This window comes from Tropicimonas sp. IMCC34043, from assembly GCF_003390845.1.
In the GTDB taxonomy this organism is placed as follows: domain Bacteria; phylum Pseudomonadota; class Alphaproteobacteria; order Rhodobacterales; family Rhodobacteraceae; genus Tropicimonas.
On record NZ_QMEK01000003.1, the window covers coordinates 414960 to 432552 of the forward strand.

16 protein-coding genes and 1 tRNA gene are annotated in these 17593 nt (G+C 64.9%); 12 read left to right on the top strand and 5 right to left on the bottom strand.

Translation table 11 applies throughout. The features are described from left to right. Positions 1-234 precede the first annotated feature (234 nt). Both DQG17_RS14445 and DQG17_RS14450 read right to left on the bottom strand, forming a co-directional pair. Positions 235-1377, bottom strand: coding sequence for an MFS transporter (locus tag DQG17_RS14445; protein WP_116133541.1), 1143 nt, complete (start codon positions 1375-1377; stop codon positions 235-237). Next, a complete protein-coding gene (locus tag DQG17_RS14450; protein WP_116133542.1) occupies positions 1325-1759 on the bottom strand; it encodes a MerR family transcriptional regulator in 435 nt (144 codons plus the stop codon). The genes DQG17_RS14445 and DQG17_RS14450 overlap by 53 nt, the downstream gene beginning before the upstream one ends. 169 nt (positions 1760-1928) lie before the next feature. On the opposite strand from DQG17_RS14450, the gene DQG17_RS14455 reads away from it, so the two are divergent. Together DQG17_RS14455 and DQG17_RS14460 are read left to right on the top strand one after the other, a co-directional pair. Then, complete coding sequence (locus DQG17_RS14455) at positions 1929-2240, top strand: hypothetical protein (RefSeq protein ID WP_116133543.1); 312 nt, start codon at positions 1929-1931, stop codon at positions 2238-2240. 38 nt (positions 2241-2278) lie between these two features. Next, positions 2279-2674: a hypothetical protein gene (locus DQG17_RS14460; RefSeq protein ID WP_369908037.1), complete on the top strand. Its 396-nt coding sequence runs from the start codon at positions 2279-2281 to the stop codon at positions 2672-2674. A gap of 100 nt (positions 2675-2774) precedes the next feature. On the opposite strand, the gene DQG17_RS14465 is transcribed toward DQG17_RS14460, so the two are convergent. Next, positions 2775-3512: a TetR/AcrR family transcriptional regulator gene (locus tag DQG17_RS14465; protein WP_116133545.1), complete on the bottom strand. Its 738-nt coding sequence runs from the start codon at positions 3510-3512 to the stop codon at positions 2775-2777. Positions 3513-3639: 127 nt separating this feature from the next. Here DQG17_RS14465 and DQG17_RS14470 point away from each other — a divergent pair, with 127 nt between their 5' ends. Genes DQG17_RS14470 through DQG17_RS14480 form a run of 3 tightly spaced genes read left to right on the top strand, consistent with a single transcriptional unit; the run spans position 3640 to position 8257 of the window. Then, entirely contained in the window at positions 3640-4029 is a 390-nt protein-coding gene (locus tag DQG17_RS14470; protein ID WP_116133546.1) for a hypothetical protein, read from the top strand. Positions 4030-4055: 26 nt separating this feature from the next. Then, positions 4056-5159: an efflux RND transporter periplasmic adaptor subunit gene (locus tag DQG17_RS14475; protein ID WP_116133547.1), complete on the top strand. Its 1104-nt coding sequence runs from the start codon at positions 4056-4058 to the stop codon at positions 5157-5159. Further along, positions 5156-8257 (top strand): efflux RND transporter permease subunit, encoded by a 3102-nt coding sequence (locus DQG17_RS14480; protein ID WP_116133548.1) that lies wholly within the window; start codon positions 5156-5158, stop codon positions 8255-8257. The genes DQG17_RS14475 and DQG17_RS14480 overlap by 4 nt, the downstream gene beginning before the upstream one ends. 408 nt (positions 8258-8665) lie before the next feature. Here DQG17_RS14480 and DQG17_RS14485 read toward each other — a convergent pair. Beyond that, positions 8666-8742, bottom strand: a tRNA-Arg gene (locus tag DQG17_RS14485). A 186-nt stretch (positions 8743-8928) separates the two neighbouring features. Here DQG17_RS14485 and DQG17_RS14490 point away from each other — a divergent pair. The 6 genes from DQG17_RS14490 to DQG17_RS14515 all read left to right on the top strand — a co-directional run bounded on the left by DQG17_RS14490 (position 8929) and on the right by DQG17_RS14515 (position 15171). Then, complete coding sequence (locus DQG17_RS14490) at positions 8929-9999, top strand: LacI family DNA-binding transcriptional regulator (protein ID WP_116133627.1); 1071 nt, start codon at positions 8929-8931, stop codon at positions 9997-9999. An 87-nt stretch (positions 10000-10086) separates the two neighbouring features. Then, positions 10087-10872, top strand: a complete 786-nt coding sequence (locus tag DQG17_RS14495; protein WP_116133628.1) for a glycosyltransferase family 2 protein — start codon at positions 10087-10089, stop codon at positions 10870-10872. Beyond that, on the top strand, positions 10869-11180 hold the full coding sequence (locus DQG17_RS14500) for a lipid-A-disaccharide synthase N-terminal domain-containing protein (RefSeq protein WP_116133549.1): 312 nt from the start codon (positions 10869-10871) through the stop codon (positions 11178-11180). Before DQG17_RS14495 ends, DQG17_RS14500 begins: the two co-directional genes overlap by 4 nt. Beyond that, entirely contained in the window at positions 11152-12630 is a 1479-nt protein-coding gene (locus DQG17_RS14505; RefSeq protein ID WP_116133550.1) for a glycosyltransferase family 39 protein, read from the top strand. Before DQG17_RS14500 ends, DQG17_RS14505 begins: the two co-directional genes overlap by 29 nt. A 98-nt stretch (positions 12631-12728) precedes the next feature. Then, complete coding sequence (locus tag DQG17_RS14510) at positions 12729-13766, top strand: NAD-dependent epimerase/dehydratase family protein (RefSeq protein ID WP_116133551.1); 1038 nt, start codon at positions 12729-12731, stop codon at positions 13764-13766. A 100-nt stretch (positions 13767-13866) separates the two neighbouring features. Then, on the top strand, positions 13867-15171 hold the full coding sequence (locus tag DQG17_RS14515) for a UDP-glucose/GDP-mannose dehydrogenase family protein (RefSeq protein ID WP_116133552.1): 1305 nt from the start codon (positions 13867-13869) through the stop codon (positions 15169-15171). Between the two features lie 99 nt (positions 15172-15270). On the opposite strand, the gene DQG17_RS14520 is transcribed toward DQG17_RS14515, so the two are convergent. Then, positions 15271-16632, bottom strand: a complete 1362-nt coding sequence (locus DQG17_RS14520) for a dicarboxylate/amino acid:cation symporter (protein WP_116133553.1) — start codon at positions 16630-16632, stop codon at positions 15271-15273. Between the two features lie 261 nt (positions 16633-16893). Here DQG17_RS14520 and DQG17_RS14525 point away from each other — a divergent pair, with 261 nt between their 5' ends. After that, positions 16894-17505, top strand: coding sequence for a ribonuclease HII (locus tag DQG17_RS14525; protein WP_369908039.1), 612 nt, complete (start codon positions 16894-16896; stop codon positions 17503-17505). Positions 17506-17593: the final 88 nt, after the last annotated feature.

Below are 17593 nucleotides of genomic sequence, written 5' to 3' on the forward strand. Positions count from 1 at the left end.
GATAACGAATTCCGGCAAGGTTTGCATTGCCAGAACGAGCACGGGGATTTCGCTGCAGCACCGGTTGAGCGGCAGCTTTGCCACGGCGGCCGCACGGTCGGCAAGGACGCCAACCCGCGGCTCGGGGCCGATCGGGTCGATACGGCTGCGCTGGCCTCAACAAAGGCTCGCCGCGCCGCCGTATGACCGCTTCGAGCCCAACGAAGCAATAAGTTGGGCTCGCTTCTGTTTGCTCTAACTACTCCGCTCCTCTTCTTCCAGCGTTCTTCGCATGATCAAGGAGACGCACGCGATCCCTATGATTACTAGGGCCAATAACCCTACGAAGTGCGATCCAGCGACGAACAGTGACGCAGCAACTGCAGACCAAAGCGCAACGCCGAGATTCATCGCACTCGCAGCCAATGCCATCAGCACCCCCCTGCGGCTTGCCGAAAGATCGGCCAGATAGGTCTGCAGGCCGGGCGCACCCAACCCGCCCAGGAACGCCCACAACGCCATCGTCAGACATGCGCCCATAGTGCCGAGCGGGAAGCTGAACAGCAGCACAATGGCCGCAAGAACGCCGACCAGGCAGATCTGCATCAACTGCCGACCACCCCTTGCGCAGACGATAGCCTTTGGCATCAGCAGGTTTCCGGCCAGCGTCAGGATGCCGAACCCCGCATAGATCGCACCGACGCCACCGGTGCCAAGGTTCGTGATCTCGCGTAGCCGCTCGCCTGCCAAGGCGTAAATGCCGATGGCCCCGCCAAGACCGAAGCCCATGGCGACGATAGCGCCAAGGGCACCGGGCACCAGCACAGGGCCCGCGGCCGGGGATGGCTCGTCCTTGGGGCGGGCATCCGAAAGCTGACCAAGCCCCAAAACAGAGAGGCCACCGACCAAGCCCAGACCTGCGAAAGCCCAGTGCCACCCGAAGAGGCTGGTCACAGCAGACCCATAGAGCGGAGCCAGGATGATCCCCATGGTCAGACCGGCTTGAACCGCCGCAATATTGGCGGGTGCGCGTACGGGTCCGCTGTCCGCGGCGGTCGCAAAAGCGATGGGCAGCATTCCTGCAGCGCCGAAACCGGTCAGCACTCGCGTAGCAAGAGCCAGCCCGTAGTCGGGTGCGATGGCTGTGCCAAGCGAGCCGAGGCAAAACATGACGACAGAAGGCAGCAGGACGCGCCGCCGTCCGAACCTGTCCGACAAGCCGCCCAGCAGTGGCGAAAGCAGGGCAAGCGGAAGCGCATATGCGCCGATAAATAGTGTCACGCGCTCGGGCGTAACGCTCAGGTCATGTCCGATCGGTGTCAGAATCGGGCCAAGTAGAAATTCGTCACTTCCGACCAGAAAGGCGATCAGAAACAGCAGGATGGTCTGGAGTGTCATATCCGGGGTCTTCCCTTTCGTTGCTACGGTACGAAAGGGTGCTTTCAAAGCTCTCGATCCGGTCGAGCGTGGCACGGCGCCGGGTCTGCAGGTCAAAGATCAGGCGGTCAATCTGAGCAAGTTTATGCTTCAGATCGGCAAGGCCAGCGTCACAGGCGCCAGCGCCTTCATCGGTCAGGCACGGTGCCATGGTCAGCACCTCCCGCGTCGAAAAACCGGTCGCGATCATGTCGCGGATACGGCTCGCTTTTCTCAGATCAGCAGGGCTATAGCTGCGATAGCCGTTGGCATCCCGCGACGGTGTGAGCAGGCCCGCCTGTTCGTAGTGTCGCAAGATGCGCGCGCTCAGCTTTAGATGCGTCGCCGCTTCCTTAATTTGCATCGTCAGCTCCCTTTCCCGGACGTCGCTAGCGCATTGACACTAATGTCAATGTCAAGGGTCTTCTGCGGTCCAATTCTGGAAGATTGGCCGGAAGATCTGCCATATCGTCCTGCTCAAAAAGAAAATCGGATTAGTCCGCTCTGCAGCCGCATGCCAGCGAAGGATCGTTGTGGCGAAGATCCAGAAGCTGCGCGGCCCGATCAAGCTGGTCGGCGACTTCAACAAGATGCGCACGACTGTCGCCGCCAGCGCCAAATACCTCGACAAGGCACGCGAGCGGGTCCGGCAGCCGAAGACGCAGCTGACCTCGGCGGCCAGACCGACGGCTGCGATGCGCCGCGAGTTCGATGGCGCCCGCCGCGCGGCCGGGCAGATGGAGAAAAAGCACCGCGCCAACATGATGGCGCTGAATGATCTGAAGCGATCTCTGTCGGATCGCATGTCTATGACTGGATCGCCCAGCTCGATGAATCGGACCTGAGCTTTCTCGACCGTCTGGCGCGGCGCCACGGGGCGCTGATGTCGATCAAGTCGGGGCGGCTGGTCTGGCTGCCGCGCGGGGCCGGGAAATCGGCCTCCGAACAGGCGCTGGCGGGGCTGGTGATCCGGCCCGAGCAGATCGTGAAGGAGACGTTCCGCTACACCGAGTCGGACGTCGGCCGCTATGGCACGGTCAAGGCGACCTGGCAGGATACCGCGGGGGCCGAGCTGCGCGAGGTCCGGGTCGCGGGCAGGGGCACGTCGAGGGCGACCTATGTGCTGCGCGATCCCTTTGCCTCGGAGGCCGAGGCAGAGGCGGCAGCGCTGGCGGTGTCAACCGGAGCTTTGGGCGCAAGCGAGAGCTGGGGATTTCGTCAGCGGTTCACGCAGGCTGCTTTCGGCAAGGACGGGCCGAAAGCAGACTGGCGGCCCTGAAGCGCTGATCAAAGTGGAGTTTCGGTCATTCGCGACCATCCACAACGAAGCACAAAATTCAGGAGACCGGTCACGCTGAGCCAAAACACTCCTTGCCGGCTCAGCGGTTCATGCGCGCCGCGATGCCGTCGAGAATGATCTGGAGCCCGCGCTCGAACTCCTCCGCGTGGGAGGGATGATCGACCTCCTCCACGATCCGGGCGATGTTCGGAAACCGTCCGGTGGCGAGCATGCGCTGGAGATAGGGGTAGGTGGCGAGCTGCCATTCTTCATCGGTCATGCCGCTCGCCTGGATGGCATGGCGTTCGCTGGCCTCGTCCTGGAGGGCGCCCACGACATAGGCATTGACGGTCTTCAGCGCCTGCAGCGCGACGGCGATGTCCGCGAAACCGGGTTGGCCGCTCAGCGCGGCCAGCGACGCCTCGCGGTGGATCATGGCGTTCGGGCCCTGGTGCGGGCGCCCGCTCAGAAGCACGGTAAGCCATGCGTGTCGGTGGACAACCCCGCGCGTGCGATGCGCCATCGTCCGCAGGGCGTCTTGCCAGCCCCCATCGAGCGGACCTTCCGCGATCATCTCGGCATAGACGGCGTCGACCATCAGGTCGAGCAGTTCCTCCTTGGTGTCGATATAGCCGTAGAGCCGCATCGGGCCGGAGCCGAGCAGGCCCGCAACCTTGCGCAATGAGACGGCGGAAAGGCCCTCCGCATCCGCCAGTTCGATCGCCGCATTGACGATACGGTCCCTGCTGAGCGGCACGGGCGCCGGCCGCCGCTCGGGTTCCGGCCTCTCCCACACCAGAACCGGATTCGGGAGGTCTGATTCTTCGCGGTCACTCATGGGATTCCTTTGTCGCGTATCGCAACGGCATTGACAACACTGGATCTTGAAAATACAGCGTATCTGTATAATACATCATATCGATATCCGAAATATCGATCCGAAAGGCCCTCGGAGGTCTCTGCCCATGTCCCACACCGCTTCAAATTTCACGCCGGCCCAAGGCCGGCTCTGGCCCATCCTCGCCGCGCCCTCGATTGCGGACGATCTCGGGGGCGGAGCGAGCCTCGTGACCTTGCTCGGTGCCGGCTACGCGCTGGCGCTCGGGGTTCTCCTCGGCCCGGTCCTCGGCATCGCCGCGGTCCTGGGGCCCGTCCTCGGCGGCTTCCTGATCGATGCCGACATTCTCGGCCTGGGCTGGCGCGCGATGTTCCTGATCAAAATCTTCATCGGCTCCGCCGGCTTCGTCGCCGCCCTCAGGATCCTCCCGGAGATCGCCGTCGTCGCCACTGTCGTCCTCGTCTGCCTCGGCCTGGTCAGGCTCGTGCCGGCCGCGGCCCCGGCCGAGCAGCATTGACGGGCAATCCGAGGAAGGAGGCTCCAATGAGCCAAGACAAAATTCTGATCGTCGCGGCCCTCTGTCTGGCGGGCCTGTCGTTCGCGCCCGCCAATGTCGCAGCCGAGGACGCACCCGCCGGCCCCGTGAGGCCGGTCCTCGCCGTCCGGGCGGTCGAGCCGCGGCAGGAGCAATGGACCTCCGCCGTTGCCGCCAGCGGCTGGATCGCCGCCTGGGACGAGGCGTCGATCTCCACCGAAATCGGCGAACTCCGGATCGAGGAGACCCTCGTCGACGTTGGCGATGCGGTGAAGAAGGGGCAGGTCCTGGCGCGCCTGTCGCACGACGCGGTCGAAGCCGACTTGCGCCGTCAGGAAGCGCTCGTCGCCAGCGCCGAGGCAAGTCTTGAAAAGGCGATGACCGACGCCGACCGCGCGCGGCGGCTTTTGGAGAATGCCAAGGGAGCGATGTCGCAGAAGGACATTGAGGGTGCGCTGAGCGGCGAAAAGGTGGCCAAGGCCAATCTGGGAGCCGAGCAGGCGAACCTCGACAGCATCCGGCTGAAGCTCGAGCAGACCACCATTCGCGCGATCGACGATGGCGTCGTTTCGCAAAAGTCCGTGACGCTCGGCGCCGTGCCGGCGGTCGGCACCGAGCTCTTCCGTCTCATTCGCCAGAACCGGATCGAATGGCACGCCGAGATCGCCGCGAAGGATCTTCCGCAAGTCGTGGCGGGCCAGCAGGTGCGGATCTTCGACCAGGGACAGGCGCTGTGTTCGGGGTCCGTGAGAACCGCGGCACCGACGGCGGATCGCACCACGGGACGCGCGACGATCTACGTCGATCTGCCGACGAACTGCGATCTCACGCCGGGCTCGTTTGCCAGCGGGTCGATCGAAATCGATGGACAGGCGGTCACCACCGTCCCATCGACGGCCGTGACGATGGAGGGCGGGGCCAGCTATGTCTACCGCCTCACTGCCGGGAACACCGTCGAACGACGCCAGGTGACAATCGGCCGCCGCCGCGATGGCCGCGTCGAGGTGGTCTCGGGGCTCGATGAGCACGCGCGACTGGTCGGGAACGGCGGCGTCTTCCTGTTCGATGGCGCCCCCGTCCGCGTCGTCGCCGTGGCGGAGGAGCAGAAATGAACGTCTCCGCCTGGGCCGTCCGCAACCCCGTGCCCGTCGTCCTTCTCTTCGTCCTGCTCCTGATCGGCGGATTGTTCTCGTTCTCGAAGCTGGGCGTGCAGTCGTTTCCCGATCTCGACCTTCCGCTCATCCAGATCTCCGCCAATCTCGAAGGGGCCGCGCCCGCGCAGCTTGAAACGGAGGTGGCGCGCAAGATCGAGGACAGCGTCGCCTCCCTGAGCCGGCTCAATCACATCACGACGACGGTGAACGACGGCTCCGTCTCGGTGATGGCCGAGTTTGAGATCGCCAAGGATCCGGAGGAAGCCCTCAACGAGGTCCGCAACGCCGTCGACAGCGTGCGCGCGGATCTGCCGTCCGAAATGGGGGCGCCGAGCGTCACCAAACTCTCGGTCCAGGATTCGGTGCTGATCGCCTATGCCGTGACCTCGGCAAGCCTCGACGAGGCGGAACTTTCCTGGTTCGTCGACAACGACATGACGAAGGCCCTGCGCTCGGTCGAAGGGGTCGGCGACGTCGCGCGCGTCGGCGGCATCGACCGCGAGATCGTCGTCGAGGTCGATCCCGGCAAGCTCGCCGCCCTCGGACTTTCGGTGACGGAGGTCGCCGGCCGCCTGCGCTCGGTCCAGCTCGATCAGTCCGGCGGTCGCGTCCAGACCACCTCGTCGCGCCAGTCGATCCGGGTTCTCGGTGCCGCCGATACGGTCGACCGTCTGTCCTCGGTCTCGGTGCCCGTCGCCAACGGAACCTCGATCCCGCTCGACCAGATCGCGACGATCTCGGACGCGCACGCCGACCGAACCTCGCTCGCCTATCTCAACGGCGAGCGCGTCATCGGCGTCCAGATCAAGCGCTCCAACGGCTATTCGGATGTCGCCGTCGCCGATGGCATCCGTACCGCGATCGCCGACTTCGCGGCCGTCCATCCGCAGGTCTCGATCGTCGAGGCGTCCAACACCGTCAAGGCGACCGCCGACGACTACGAGGCCTCGATGCACATGCTCGCCGAGGGCATCGTGATCGCCGTCGTGATCGTGTGGCTGTTCCTGCGGAGCTGGCGCGCCACCGTGGTCTCGGCCGCCGCGCTGCCGCTGGCCATGATCCCGACCTTCATGGTCATGGACTGGTTCGGCTTCACGCTGAACGTGATTTCGCTGCTCTCGCTGTCGCTGGTGGTGGGCATCCTGGTCGACGACGCCATCGTCGAGGTCGAGAACATCGAACGCCACATGTCCTATGGCGGCACGCCGCGCGCGGCGACCATCGAGGCGACGCAGGAGATCGGCATTGCCGTCATCGCTACGACCCTGACCCTCGTCGCCGTGTTCCTGCCGACGGCGTTCATGGGCGACATTCCCGGCCTCGTCTTCCGGCAGTTCGGCATCACCGCGGCGGCGGCGGTGCTCGCCTCGCTTTTGGTGGCGCGGCTGCTCACGCCGATGATGGCGGCGTCGATTCTGAAGGCCCACGGCACGACGCAGGCGCGTGCGGACGGCTGGCTGATGCGGGCCTATATGGGCCTCGCCCGCGGCTGCCTGGCCCGGCGCAAGCTGACTGTCCTCGCGACTATCCTCTTCATCGCCGCCTCCCTGTCGCTGGTTCCGCTGCTCGAGACCGCCTTCGTTCCGCCCGCCGACATCGCCCAGACGACCGTCACCCTCAACGTCCAGCCGGGCAGCAGCCTGGAGGAGACGGACGCGGTCGTGCGCGAGGCGGCCACCGCCATCGCCGCGGTCGGGCAAGTCCGGTCGGTCTTTGCCGTGGTGGGTGCCTCCGGCGGCAGCGGCGCGGGCCCCGATCTCGCCATCACCGCGGACGTGACGGGGGCCGTTGTCACGGTCGATCTGGCACCGCTCGACGATCGCGATCGGCCCCAGACGCAGATCGAGGACGACATCCGCGCCGCGCTGGAGCGTTTGCCGGGCGCCCGGGTTCAGGTGGGGGCCGGCGGCGACGGCAGCACCCTCGGCATCGTGCTCGCCAGCAACGACGACGCGGCGCTCCTCAAGTCGGCGAAGGAACTGGAGGGCCAGATGCGCGGTCTGCCCGGCCTCGGGGCGGTGACATCGACCGCGGCGCTGGAGGCGCCAGAAGTGCAGATCGTCCCCGACGGCGCCCATGCCAGCGCCGTCGGCGTGACGCCCGAGGCCATTGCCGACGTCGTGCGCATCGCCACCTATGGCGACTACGCCTCCTCCCAGCCCAAGCTCAACCTGCCGGAGCGGCAGCTTCCAATCCGGCTGAAACTCGACGCCGATCCGGAGAACAACCTCGAGGACATTCGCCAGTTGCGCGTCGACGGCAACGGCGCAAGCGTGACGCTCGGATCCGTCGCCGACGTCAGGCTGGGCACGGGACCGACGAGCATCTCGCGCATCGACCGGGAGCGGAACGTGACGGTCAGCGTCGAGTTGAACGGCAAGAGCATCGGCGCCGTCATGGACGAGGTCCAGACGCTTCCTGCCATCGAGACCCTGCCGGCGAGTGTCAAGATGGTCGACCAGGGCGAGGTCGAGCAAATGGACTCCATGTTCGCCGGCTTCCTCGTCGCGATGGTGATCGGCCTAGTCTGCATCTATGGCGTGCTGGCGCTGCTCTTCCGCGATTTTCTGCAGCCGTTCACGATCCTGATGGCCATTCCGCTGTCGCTCGGTGGCGCGCTCCTGCCGCTGGTTCTGACCCGCTCCAGCTTTTCAATGGCGACGGCCATCGGCCTTCTGATGCTGATCGGGATCGTCACCAAGAATTCGATCCTCATCGTCGAATACGCGGCTGCCGCACAGCAAAAAGGCTGGCAGAGGCGCGAAGCCCTGCTCGACGCCTGTCACAAGAGAGCCCGTCCCGTGGTGATGACGACGATCGCGATGGTCGGCGGCATGTGCCCCGTCGTCCTGGGCCTGTCGGGCGGCGATCCGAGCTTCCGGCGGCCGATGGGGCTCGTCGTCATCGGCGGGCTTCTCGTCTCCACCACCCTCAGCCTCATCGTCATCCCGGTGGTCTATTCCTTCGTTGACGATCTCTCCTCGTGGCTGCGCCGGCGCTTCCTGAACGCCGCCCCTGTGTCTCATGAAATCGAGATAGCCGCCGCGAGTCGATGAACCGCCGTATCAAGAGCGCGAGCATTGGCCGCTCCGAAGGCGCGCTCGCAGCCAGCCGAACGGCAACAACGGGCGCAATCACGCCATTTCCTGTCTTTCTGCGCTATCGCAGGACAGTCCCGCCGTTCTCTCTATGCCTGCTTGGAGCGCCCCGGCATCGAAGATCCTTTGCGGGCATCCTAAAACCGCTCGGCGTCGTCTACTTGGTGATGATGATCGTTACCGCGCTCGCCCATGCCCCCCTAACTACAGACACCGCCGGTGCGCGGGCTAGGGTTATGGTTTCTGCATTCTGGCCAATCGTGGTTGTTTTTCGGCCAACACCGCATGGAACACCGCTTGACTAGGGCGCCAGGTTCGATGAACCAAAGATCTCTCCCGAAAAATTTCATAACACATTGATTTTATTGGTGACCCCGACAGGACTTGAACCTGTAACCTATCCCTTAGGAGGGGATTGCTCTATCCAGTTGAGCTACGGGGCCCTGGCGGATTGCTGCCGGAACAGGCGCGAAAACACAACCCGAATGTGTCGCGCCAGCCCAATTTGCCCGCTCGATTTGACGGCTCGCGCCGGTTCGTCGGTCAACCGGCGGGCAATTTCGGCACTCCGCGCCGCAGGCGTGGTGTCGACGCTTTCCCAAGGCACGATAAGGCGCTAACACATGCGCATGAACAAGGATGATCCCCGGATTCCTGCCGCAGGCGGCGCTTTTCACAGCCCCGACCAGCGACGTCCCCTGACGCTTCGCGATGTCTCCGAGGCGTCGGGGGTAAGCGAAATGACCGTCAGTCGCGTGTTGCGAAACCGCGGCGATGTCAGCGACGCAACGCGCGCGCGCGTTCTGGCCGCGGCGAAGCGCTTGGGATATGTTCCCAACAAGATTGCGGGCGCCCTTGCCTCCAGCCGGGTGAATCTGGTTGCCGTGATCGTGCCGTCGCTGTCGAACATGGTCTTCCCCGATGTCATCAACGGCATCTCGCATGTGCTGGAGGATACCGAACTCCAGCCGGTGCTGGGCGTCACCCATTACCAGCCCGAGCAGGAGGAGAAGGTCCTCTACGAGATGCTCAGCTGGCGGCCCTCGGGGGTGATCATTGCCGGGCTCGAACGCAGCGATGCGGCGCGGGCGATGCTGCAGAATTCCGGCATTCCCGTGGTCGAGATCATGGACGTGGATGGCGATCCGATCGACGCCGTGGTCGGAATATCGCACCGCCGCGCCGGTCGCATGATGGCCCAGGCGATTCTTGACGCCGGTTATCGCCGGATCGGCTTTCTCGGCACCAAGATGCCGCTGGACCACCGGGCGCGCAAACGGCTTGAAGGCTTCACCGAGACGCTTGAGAAGGCCGGGGTTCAGATCGCCGATCAGGAATTCTACGAGGGCGGGTCAGGCTTTGCCAAGGGCCGCGAGATGACCCAGGCCATCCTCGAACGCACGCCGGATCTGGATTTCCTGTATTACTCCAACGATCTGATCGGCGCAGGCGGGTTGCTTTACTGCCTTGAGAAGGGAATCGACGTGCCGGGCAAGCTGGGCATGGCGGGCTTCAACAAGATCGAACTGCTCGACGGTCTGCCGCGCAAACTTGCCACCATGGATTCCTGCCGGCGCGAGGTTGGCGAGGCGGCGGCACGCATCATCGCCGACCGGGTCGCGGGCGGTGCCCGCAACCGGGGCGAGCAGGTGGTGCTGATCCCGACCCTGACGTTGGGGGACACGCTGCAACGCAGCTGAAGCCTTTGCATGGACAGCGGCCGAGCGATGCGGTTTAAGGCGCTCAAGTCCCCGACCGCGCGGGGCGCGCGCAAGGAGCTTTTCGGCATGACCGAAGTCTCGATCATCGTACCGATGAAAAACGAGGAAGAGAATGTCGCGCCACTGGTCTCCGACATCCTCGCCGCCTGCGACGGGCAGGATTTCGAAGTCATCGTGGTCAACGACGGCTCGACCGACACCACCGAGGCGGTTGCCCGCGGGCTGGCGGAACGCGATCCGCGGGTGCGGGTTTTGAGCCATCCCCGGTCTGCCGGGCAGAGCGCGGCGGTCCACAGCGGCGTCAAGGCGGCGCGCGGCCGGGTCATCTGCACGCTCGATGGCGACGGCCAGAACCCGCCCGGCGAACTTCCCAAACTGTACAGGCCGCTGCTCGCTGACCAGACCGGAAGGCTCGGCCTTGTCGCGGGCCAGCGCGTCGCGCGGCAGGACACGTTTTCCAAACGCTGGGGGTCGAAATTCGCCAACGGGCTGCGTGCCCGCGTGCTCAACGACGGCACCCGCGACACGGGCTGTGGCCTCAAGGGCTTTCGCCGCGACGCTTTTCTGGAGCTGCCCTATTTCGACCACATGCACCGCTATCTGCCGGCATTGTTCAAACGCGACGGCTGGGAGGTTCTGCTGGTCGATGTCAGCCACCGCGAGCGCCAGGCCGGCAAGTCGAACTACACCAATTTCAAGCGGGCGCTCGTCGGCATCCCCGATCTGCTGGCGGTGGCCTGGTTGATCCGGCGTCGCAAGAAGGCGCAACCGGTCGAAATCGAACCCCGCGCCGCGGCGGTCGCGGCCGATCAGGGCGTGGCGGACCCGGCTGCGCAAGGAACCCCGTCATGATCGAACAGACCTGGGCCATTCTGCACGTCCATTCCTGGACCGAGTTCTGGTGGGTGGTGATCGGCCTTGGCGGACAGCTTCTGTTCACGGCGCGCTTCCTCGTGCAGTGGATCGCCTCGGAACGCGCCCGCAGGTCGGTGGTGCCGCTTGCGTTCTGGTATCTGTCCCTCGGCGGCGGGCTCGTGCTTCTGCTCTATGCGCTTTATCGCAAGGATCCGGTCTTCGTCCTCGGCCAGGCGACCGGGCTGTTCATCTATCTCAGAAACCTCTGGCTGATCCGTGCCGAGCGCCGAACCAACCTTCAGTAACCGATCCGGCTGGCTTGCGCCGGCGCTGCTGATCGGCCTTGCCGTCACCGCCTTCAGGGTGGTGCTGCTGTCGTTCAACCGCACCGATCTGTTCGTGGACGAGGCGCAATACTGGCTCTGGGGGCAGGAACTGGCGCTGGGGTATTATTCGAAGCCGCCGCTGATCGCCTGGGTGATCCGCGCCGCGACCGAACTTGGCGGTTCGGACGCGCCGTTCTGGGTCAGGCTGCCGGCGCCCTTGTTTCATCTGGCCGGCGGGCTGCTTCTGGGGGCGCTGACGGCGCCGCGATACGGGCGGGCGGTCGCGATCTGGGTGGTGGCAAGCTATCTGAGCCTGCCGATGGTGGCGGCGGGCAGCCTGCTGATCTCGACCGACACGATCATGGTGCCGTTTCTGGTGCTGGGGCTGATCGCCTGGCTGCGCGCGCTCGGGCAGGGCGGATCGGTGCCCTGGGCCGCCCTGGCGGGGTTCTGCGTCGGTATCGGCTTTCTGGCGAAATATGCCGCCGTGTATTTCGTTCTCTGCGCTGCCCTTTCGGCGCTGATTCTGCCGCAGGCGCGGCCGGGCTGGCGGTCGGCGCTGGCCGGGCTGCTGGCCTTTCTGGTCGCGATCTCGCCCAATATCTGGTGGAACCTGCAGAACGGGTTCAGCACCGTCGAACACACGCTCGACAATGCCGACTGGGTGCGCGATCCGGGCAGCCGCGTAGGCCTGAACCTTGGCGGTCTGGCCGAATTCCTCGGAGCCCAGCTTTTCGTCTTTGGTCCGGTGCTGTTCCCGGCACTTGTCTGGTTCGGTGCGACCTGGCGGCGGCGCGACGACCGGGCGCGGTTCCTGCTGCTGTTCTGCCTGCCGGTCCTTGCCATCGTCAGCCTGCAGGCGCTGATCGACCGCGCCTATCCCAACTGGGCGGCGGCGGCCTATCTGACCGGAACGATTGCCATCGTCGCCTGGCTGCACGGCGAGGCCCGCGGCTGGCTGCGTGCGAGCCTTGCGGTCAATCTGGTCATTGCCATTCTGCTGCCGGTCGCGACGGTTATCGGCACCGGATGGCGGGCGGGGCCGGGCGGGCCGCTGCTGCTCGAACGCTATGTCGGCCGGACCGAGATGAGCGCCGCGATCCTTGCCGCTGCCCGCGAGTCGGGCGCCAAAGCTATCGTCTCGGACGACCGCGACATCCTTGCCGACCTCATGTACCAGACCCGCGACGGCGGCATCCCGATCAATGCGCTGCCGCAGGAAGGGCGTCCGCGGAACCATTATGCTTTGAAATACACGCTTCCGTCCGATTCCACCGGCGACGTACTTCTGGTTACCAACCGCGATCACCGGCCCGGGGAGTGCCAGGGGCCGCTCGTCGGCACGCTTCAATGGGCCGACGGCGCCTATTCGGACAAGGTGCGCAACATGTTCCTGCTGCCCGCGCCCTGCCTTGCCCTTGGCGGATGAACCCTGCGACCACTGGCCCGGGCTGTATCCGGGCAGTTCCAGTCGCCGCACCGTTCTGATAGGCGGAGGGCGAAATGCACCTGCCGCAGGAGTTGAGGATGACACGCACGGCACTCGTCACCGGCGCCGCCGGTTTCATCGGGTTCCATCTCTGCCGTCGTCTGCTGAATGACGGCTGGCGGGTGGTGGGCTTTGATGCGCTGACCGAATATTACGACGTCTCGCTGAAACATCGCCGTCTGGCGCTGCTGGCGGAAAGTCCGGGCTTTGAGCTGATCGAGGCGCGGCTCGAAGAGCCGGGCCGTCTCAAGGCGCTGATGGCCGATCTGCGCCCCGAGATCGTGGTGCACCTCGCCGCGCAGGCCGGGGTGCGCTATTCGATCGACGCGCCGGCGTCCTATGTCCAGTCGAACCTCGTCGGTACGTTCGAGCTGCTGGAGGCCGCCCGCGCCACGCCGCCCCGGCACATGCTGATGGCCTCGACCTCGTCGGTCTATGGCGCCAACACCGACATGCCCTATGCCGAGACCGACAAGACCGACACCCAGAAGTCGTTCTATGCCGCGACCAAGAAGGCGAACGAGGCGATGGCGCACAGCTATTCGCACCTGTTCGACCTGCCGATCACCATGTTCCGGTTCTTCACCGTCTACGGAACCTGGGGCCGTCCCGACATGGCCTATTTCAAGTTCGCCAGGGCGATCCGCGAGGGCCGGGCGATCGATGTCTACAACCACGGCAAGATGCAGCGCGATTTCACCTATGCCGACGACCTGATCGAAGGGATCGTCCGGCTGATCGAGGTGGTCCCGCCCGCCCCCGAGGGCCGCGGTGCGCCGGTCCCGCACGACAGTCTCTCGCCGGTCGCGGCCTGGCGGGTGGTGAACCTTGGCATGTCGAAGCCGACCACGCTCGAGGATTTCATCGCAGCGCTCGAGGATGCGCTCGGCCAGAAGGCCCGGCGGAACTACATGGAGATGCAGCCCGGCGACGTGGTCGCGACCTGGGCCGACACGCGGCTTCTGACGGCACTGGTGGGCGAGATGCAGACCACGCCGCTGTCGCGCGGCATGGAGCATTTCGTGAAATGGTATCTCGCACAGTACGAGGCGGGCGCAGCACAGGCCGCGACATAGGTGGCCGCAGGCGCGCCAATGCGTTGACAGGCGTGCCACATTCGATCCATGTGCTGCAGTGCGGCATCTCTCGGAACATTTTTCAGGACAGGGGCACAGCATGAAAATCGCCATGATCGGAACGGGATACGTTGGCCTCGTATCCGGCGTTTGTTTTTCCGATTTCGGGCATGAGGTCGTCTGCGTCGACAAGAATCCCGCGAAGATCGAGATGCTGGAACGTGGCGAGGTCCCGATTTACGAACCCGGGCTCGACGCGCTGATGGAACGCAACGTGGCGGCCGGGCGGCTGTCGTTCACCGGCGATCTTTCGCAGGCGGTCGAAGGCGCGGACGCGATCTTCATCGCGGTTGGCACGCCGACGCGGCGTGGCGACGGCCATGCCGATCTGTCCTATGTCTTTGCCGCGGCCGAGGAAATCGCCAGCTGCATGACAGATTATGCGGTCATCGTCACCAAATCGACGGTGCCCGTCGGCACCAACCGCAAGGTCGAGGAGATCGTGCGCGGTGCGAACCCCGATCTGGTGTTCGATGTCGCCTCGAACCCCGAATTCCTGCGCGAAGGGGCGGCGATCGACGATTTCATGCGCCCCGACCGGGTGGTTGTCGGTGTCTCCTCCGAACGCGCGAAAGAGGTGATGGGCGAGGTCTATCGCCCGCTGTTCCTGCGCGATTTTCCCATCGTCTATACCGATCTTGAATCGGCCGAGATGATCAAATACGCCGCAAACGCCTTTCTTGCGACCAAGATCACCTTCATCAACGAGATCGCGGCGCTGTGCGAAAGGGTCGGTGCCGACATCAAGTCGGTGTCGAAGGGCATGGGTCTTGACGGTCGCATCGGCAACAAGTTCCTGCATGCCGGCCCCGGCTATGGCGGATCGTGTTTTCCCAAGGACACCAGCGCGCTGGCGCGGATCGGCCAGGATCACGCCGTGCCGCAGCAGATCGTCGAGGCCGTCATAAAGGTCAATGACGAGGTCAAGCGCCGCATGGTGGCAAAGCTGCAGGACCTTTGCGGTGGCACCTTCAACGGCCGCACCATCGCGGTCCTCGGCGTGACCTTCAAGCCCAACACCGACGACATGCGCGATGCGCCCGCGCTGACCATCGTGCCGGCGCTGATCGGCGGCGGGGCCAAGGTGCGGGTCGTCGACCCGCAGGGCAGGCGCGAGGGCGAGGGGCTGTTGCCCGGGGTGACCTGGGTCGAGGATCCCTATACCGCTGCCGAGGACGCCGACCTGCTGGTGCTGCTGACCGAGTGGAACGAGTTCCGCGCGCTCGATCTGTCCCGCATCGCCTCGGGGATGGCCGCGCCGAAGATGGCCGATCTGCGCAACATCTATTCCCGGCACGACGTGATCGAGGCGGGCTTCACCGACTACGTCGCCGTCGGCCGGTAACGAAGCCGGTTCGTAACAAACGGGCGGCGCGGCACATCTCGTGACCGCGCCGCCCTTTCCTGTTTGCCGGGCACAAGTCCGTGCCGTGGCGAGGGCTGTCTATTCCGCCGGATGCGGCCGGGCAGCGTCGGCCAGGACCTCTTCTGCATGGGGGTCGATGCCGAGATGTTCCTCCAGCAGCCCCGCGTTCGGGTCGTTGTAGATCCCGACATCCACCTTGCCCTCGGACTTGGCGACGATGGTCGAGACCACCGCATCGCCGGTGATGTTCACCGCGGTGCGGATCATGTCCATCAGCCGGTCGACCCCGAGGATCAGTGCAATCCCCTCGATCGGCAACCCGACCTGGGTCAGCACCATGGTCAGCATGACAAGGCCCACGCCCGGCACGCCGGCGGTGCCGATCGAGGCCAGAACGGCCATGGCGATCACGGTCAGATAGCCGCCGATCCCCAGATCGACGCCATAGACATTGGCCAGGAACACGGTCGCGACGCCCTGCATGATCGCGGTGCCATCCATGTTGACGGTCGCGCCCAGCGGAACGGTGAAGGAGGCGACCGAGTTGTCGACCCCCATCCGTTCGGTCACGCAGCGATAGGTGACCGGGATCGTGGCGTTGGAACTGGCCGTCGAGAAGGCGAACAGCTGCGCGGGCCGGATCTTGGCCATGAAGGTCATCGGGTTGAGCCCCGACAGCACCTTCAGCAGCACCATCAGCGTGACGAAGAGGTGCAGCAACAGCACACCGGTCAGCGTTGCGACATAGGCCAGAACCGGCACGAACAGCCCGACCCCCTGTTCGGCAAAGACCTTGGCGATCAGGCAGAACACGCCGATGGGGGCAAAGGCCATGACGATCTCGACGACCTTCATCATCAGCTCGTTCATGTATTCGGCCGCCAGCGCGAAAGGCTTCGATATCTCGCCCAGCATCAGCGCGGCGACGCCCACCACGATGACATAGAAGATGACCTGCAGCATGTCGCCGTTGGCCATCGCCGAGACCGGGTTCGAAGGCACGATATTGGCGAAGACGTCCCAGACGGTGGGAGCGGTCGCCGCCGTGATCGATCCGGCTTCGATCCCCTCCATGCTGAATCCGGCGCCGGGGCCGACGATTGTCGCGATGATCAGCGCCACCGCAATCGCGATGGCCGTGGTCAGCATGTAGAGCACAAAGGCCTTGCCGCCGACCCGGCCGAGAATGCGGATGTCGCCGATCCCGAGCACGCCGCAGATCAGCGAAAACACGACCAGCGGCACCACAAGCATCTTCAACGCATTGACAAAGGCCTTGCCGATCATGGCGAACAGGCCGCCGACGATGTGTTGGTTGATGAAGGGCGCGTCGATCAGGTTGAAGATGACGCCGATGATCACACCGGCCACCATGCCGATCATGATCCTTGCCGTCAGCGAAAGTTTCGGGCCTCCGCCAGGAATAGCTTCGCTTGTCATTGTCGCACCTCGCCATTGTTGCTGTTGAGTATGTCGAGCTTGATTGTATTAACCTAACACAGAAACCGCCTTGTGAACGCCACTGACGCTCGTAGCCGGGCCTTTTGCCCGTATCCTGACCTCGTGTGCAGCACCGTTGCCTGTTTTCTGGCAGGTCGCGCGGCGTTTGATTCAGGACACGGAGTCTGGCGGTGGGCGGAATTTGGGCTTGCGCAAGACGGAAAGGCGCGCTCGGTTGGCGCCATGAAACCGGATCTGGAAATGGAACTGGCCGGCTGGGCCGAAGGCGCGCGCGTGATCGCAGGCGTCGACGAAGTGGGGCGCGGGCCGCTTGCGGGGCCTGTGACCGCGGCGGCGGTCGTGCTTGACCCCGGCAACATCCCCGAGGGCCTGGACGACAGCAAGAAGCTGTCGCCGAAACGGCGCGAGGTGCTGGCCGGGCTGATCCGCCAGAGCGCCTGGGTGGCGGTCGTGCATGTCAGCGTCGAGGAGATCGAGCGGCTGAATATCCTGCGCGCGGCACATCTGGCGATGGTGCGCGCGCTCCGCATGCTCGATCCGGCGCCGGACTACGCGCTGATCGACGGCAAATTCGTGCCGCGGGATCTGCCCTGCCGGGCGCGGATGCTGATCCGCGGCGATGCGCGTTGCCTGTCAATCGCGGCTGCCTCGATCGTGGCCAAGGTGGCACGGGACGAGCTAATGGTGGATTTGGCGCAACAGCACCCCGGCTATGGCTGGGATCACAACGCGGGCTACCCGACGCCCGAACACAAGGCGGCGCTTCGAGATCTGGGGGTAACCCCACATCATAGGCGTTTGTTCGCACCGGTGCGCAACATCTTGTATCAAGGCAAATCGCCAAGTGATTGATTCAAAAAAGAAATTGACGGCGATTCGCCGGTGACTCATTCTGTCCACAGTTTAGACGCCAGGTGAACGGGCGCGGGACAGAGGCAGC

Bases quoted from the DNA above. Each gene is read 5' to 3' on its own strand.
- DQG17_RS14445 (WP_116133541.1), bottom strand. From the start codon at position 1,377: ATGACACTCCAGACCATCCTGCTGTTTCTGATCGCCTTTCTGGTCGGA.
- DQG17_RS14450 (WP_116133542.1), bottom strand. From the start codon at position 1,759: ATGCAAATTAAGGAAGCGGCGACGCATCTAAAGCTGAGCGCGCGCATC.
- DQG17_RS14460 (WP_369908037.1), top strand. From the start codon at position 2,279: ATGTCGATCAAGTCGGGGCGGCTGGTCTGGCTGCCGCGCGGGGCCGGG.
- DQG17_RS14465 (WP_116133545.1), bottom strand. From the start codon at position 3,512: ATGAGTGACCGCGAAGAATCAGACCTCCCGAATCCGGTTCTGGTGTGG.
- DQG17_RS14470 (WP_116133546.1), top strand. From the start codon at position 3,640: ATGTCCCACACCGCTTCAAATTTCACGCCGGCCCAAGGCCGGCTCTGG.
- DQG17_RS14475 (WP_116133547.1), top strand. From the start codon at position 4,056: ATGAGCCAAGACAAAATTCTGATCGTCGCGGCCCTCTGTCTGGCGGGC.
- DQG17_RS14480 (WP_116133548.1), top strand. From the start codon at position 5,156: ATGAACGTCTCCGCCTGGGCCGTCCGCAACCCCGTGCCCGTCGTCCTT.
- DQG17_RS14490 (WP_116133627.1), top strand. From the start codon at position 8,929: ATGAACAAGGATGATCCCCGGATTCCTGCCGCAGGCGGCGCTTTTCAC.
- DQG17_RS14495 (WP_116133628.1), top strand. From the start codon at position 10,087: ATGACCGAAGTCTCGATCATCGTACCGATGAAAAACGAGGAAGAGAAT.
- DQG17_RS14500 (WP_116133549.1), top strand. From the start codon at position 10,869: ATGATCGAACAGACCTGGGCCATTCTGCACGTCCATTCCTGGACCGAG.
- DQG17_RS14510 (WP_116133551.1), top strand. From the start codon at position 12,729: ATGACACGCACGGCACTCGTCACCGGCGCCGCCGGTTTCATCGGGTTC.
- DQG17_RS14515 (WP_116133552.1), top strand. From the start codon at position 13,867: ATGAAAATCGCCATGATCGGAACGGGATACGTTGGCCTCGTATCCGGC.
- DQG17_RS14520 (WP_116133553.1), bottom strand. From the start codon at position 16,632: ATGACAAGCGAAGCTATTCCTGGCGGAGGCCCGAAACTTTCGCTGACG.
- DQG17_RS14525 (WP_369908039.1), top strand. From the start codon at position 16,894: ATGGAACTGGCCGGCTGGGCCGAAGGCGCGCGCGTGATCGCAGGCGTC.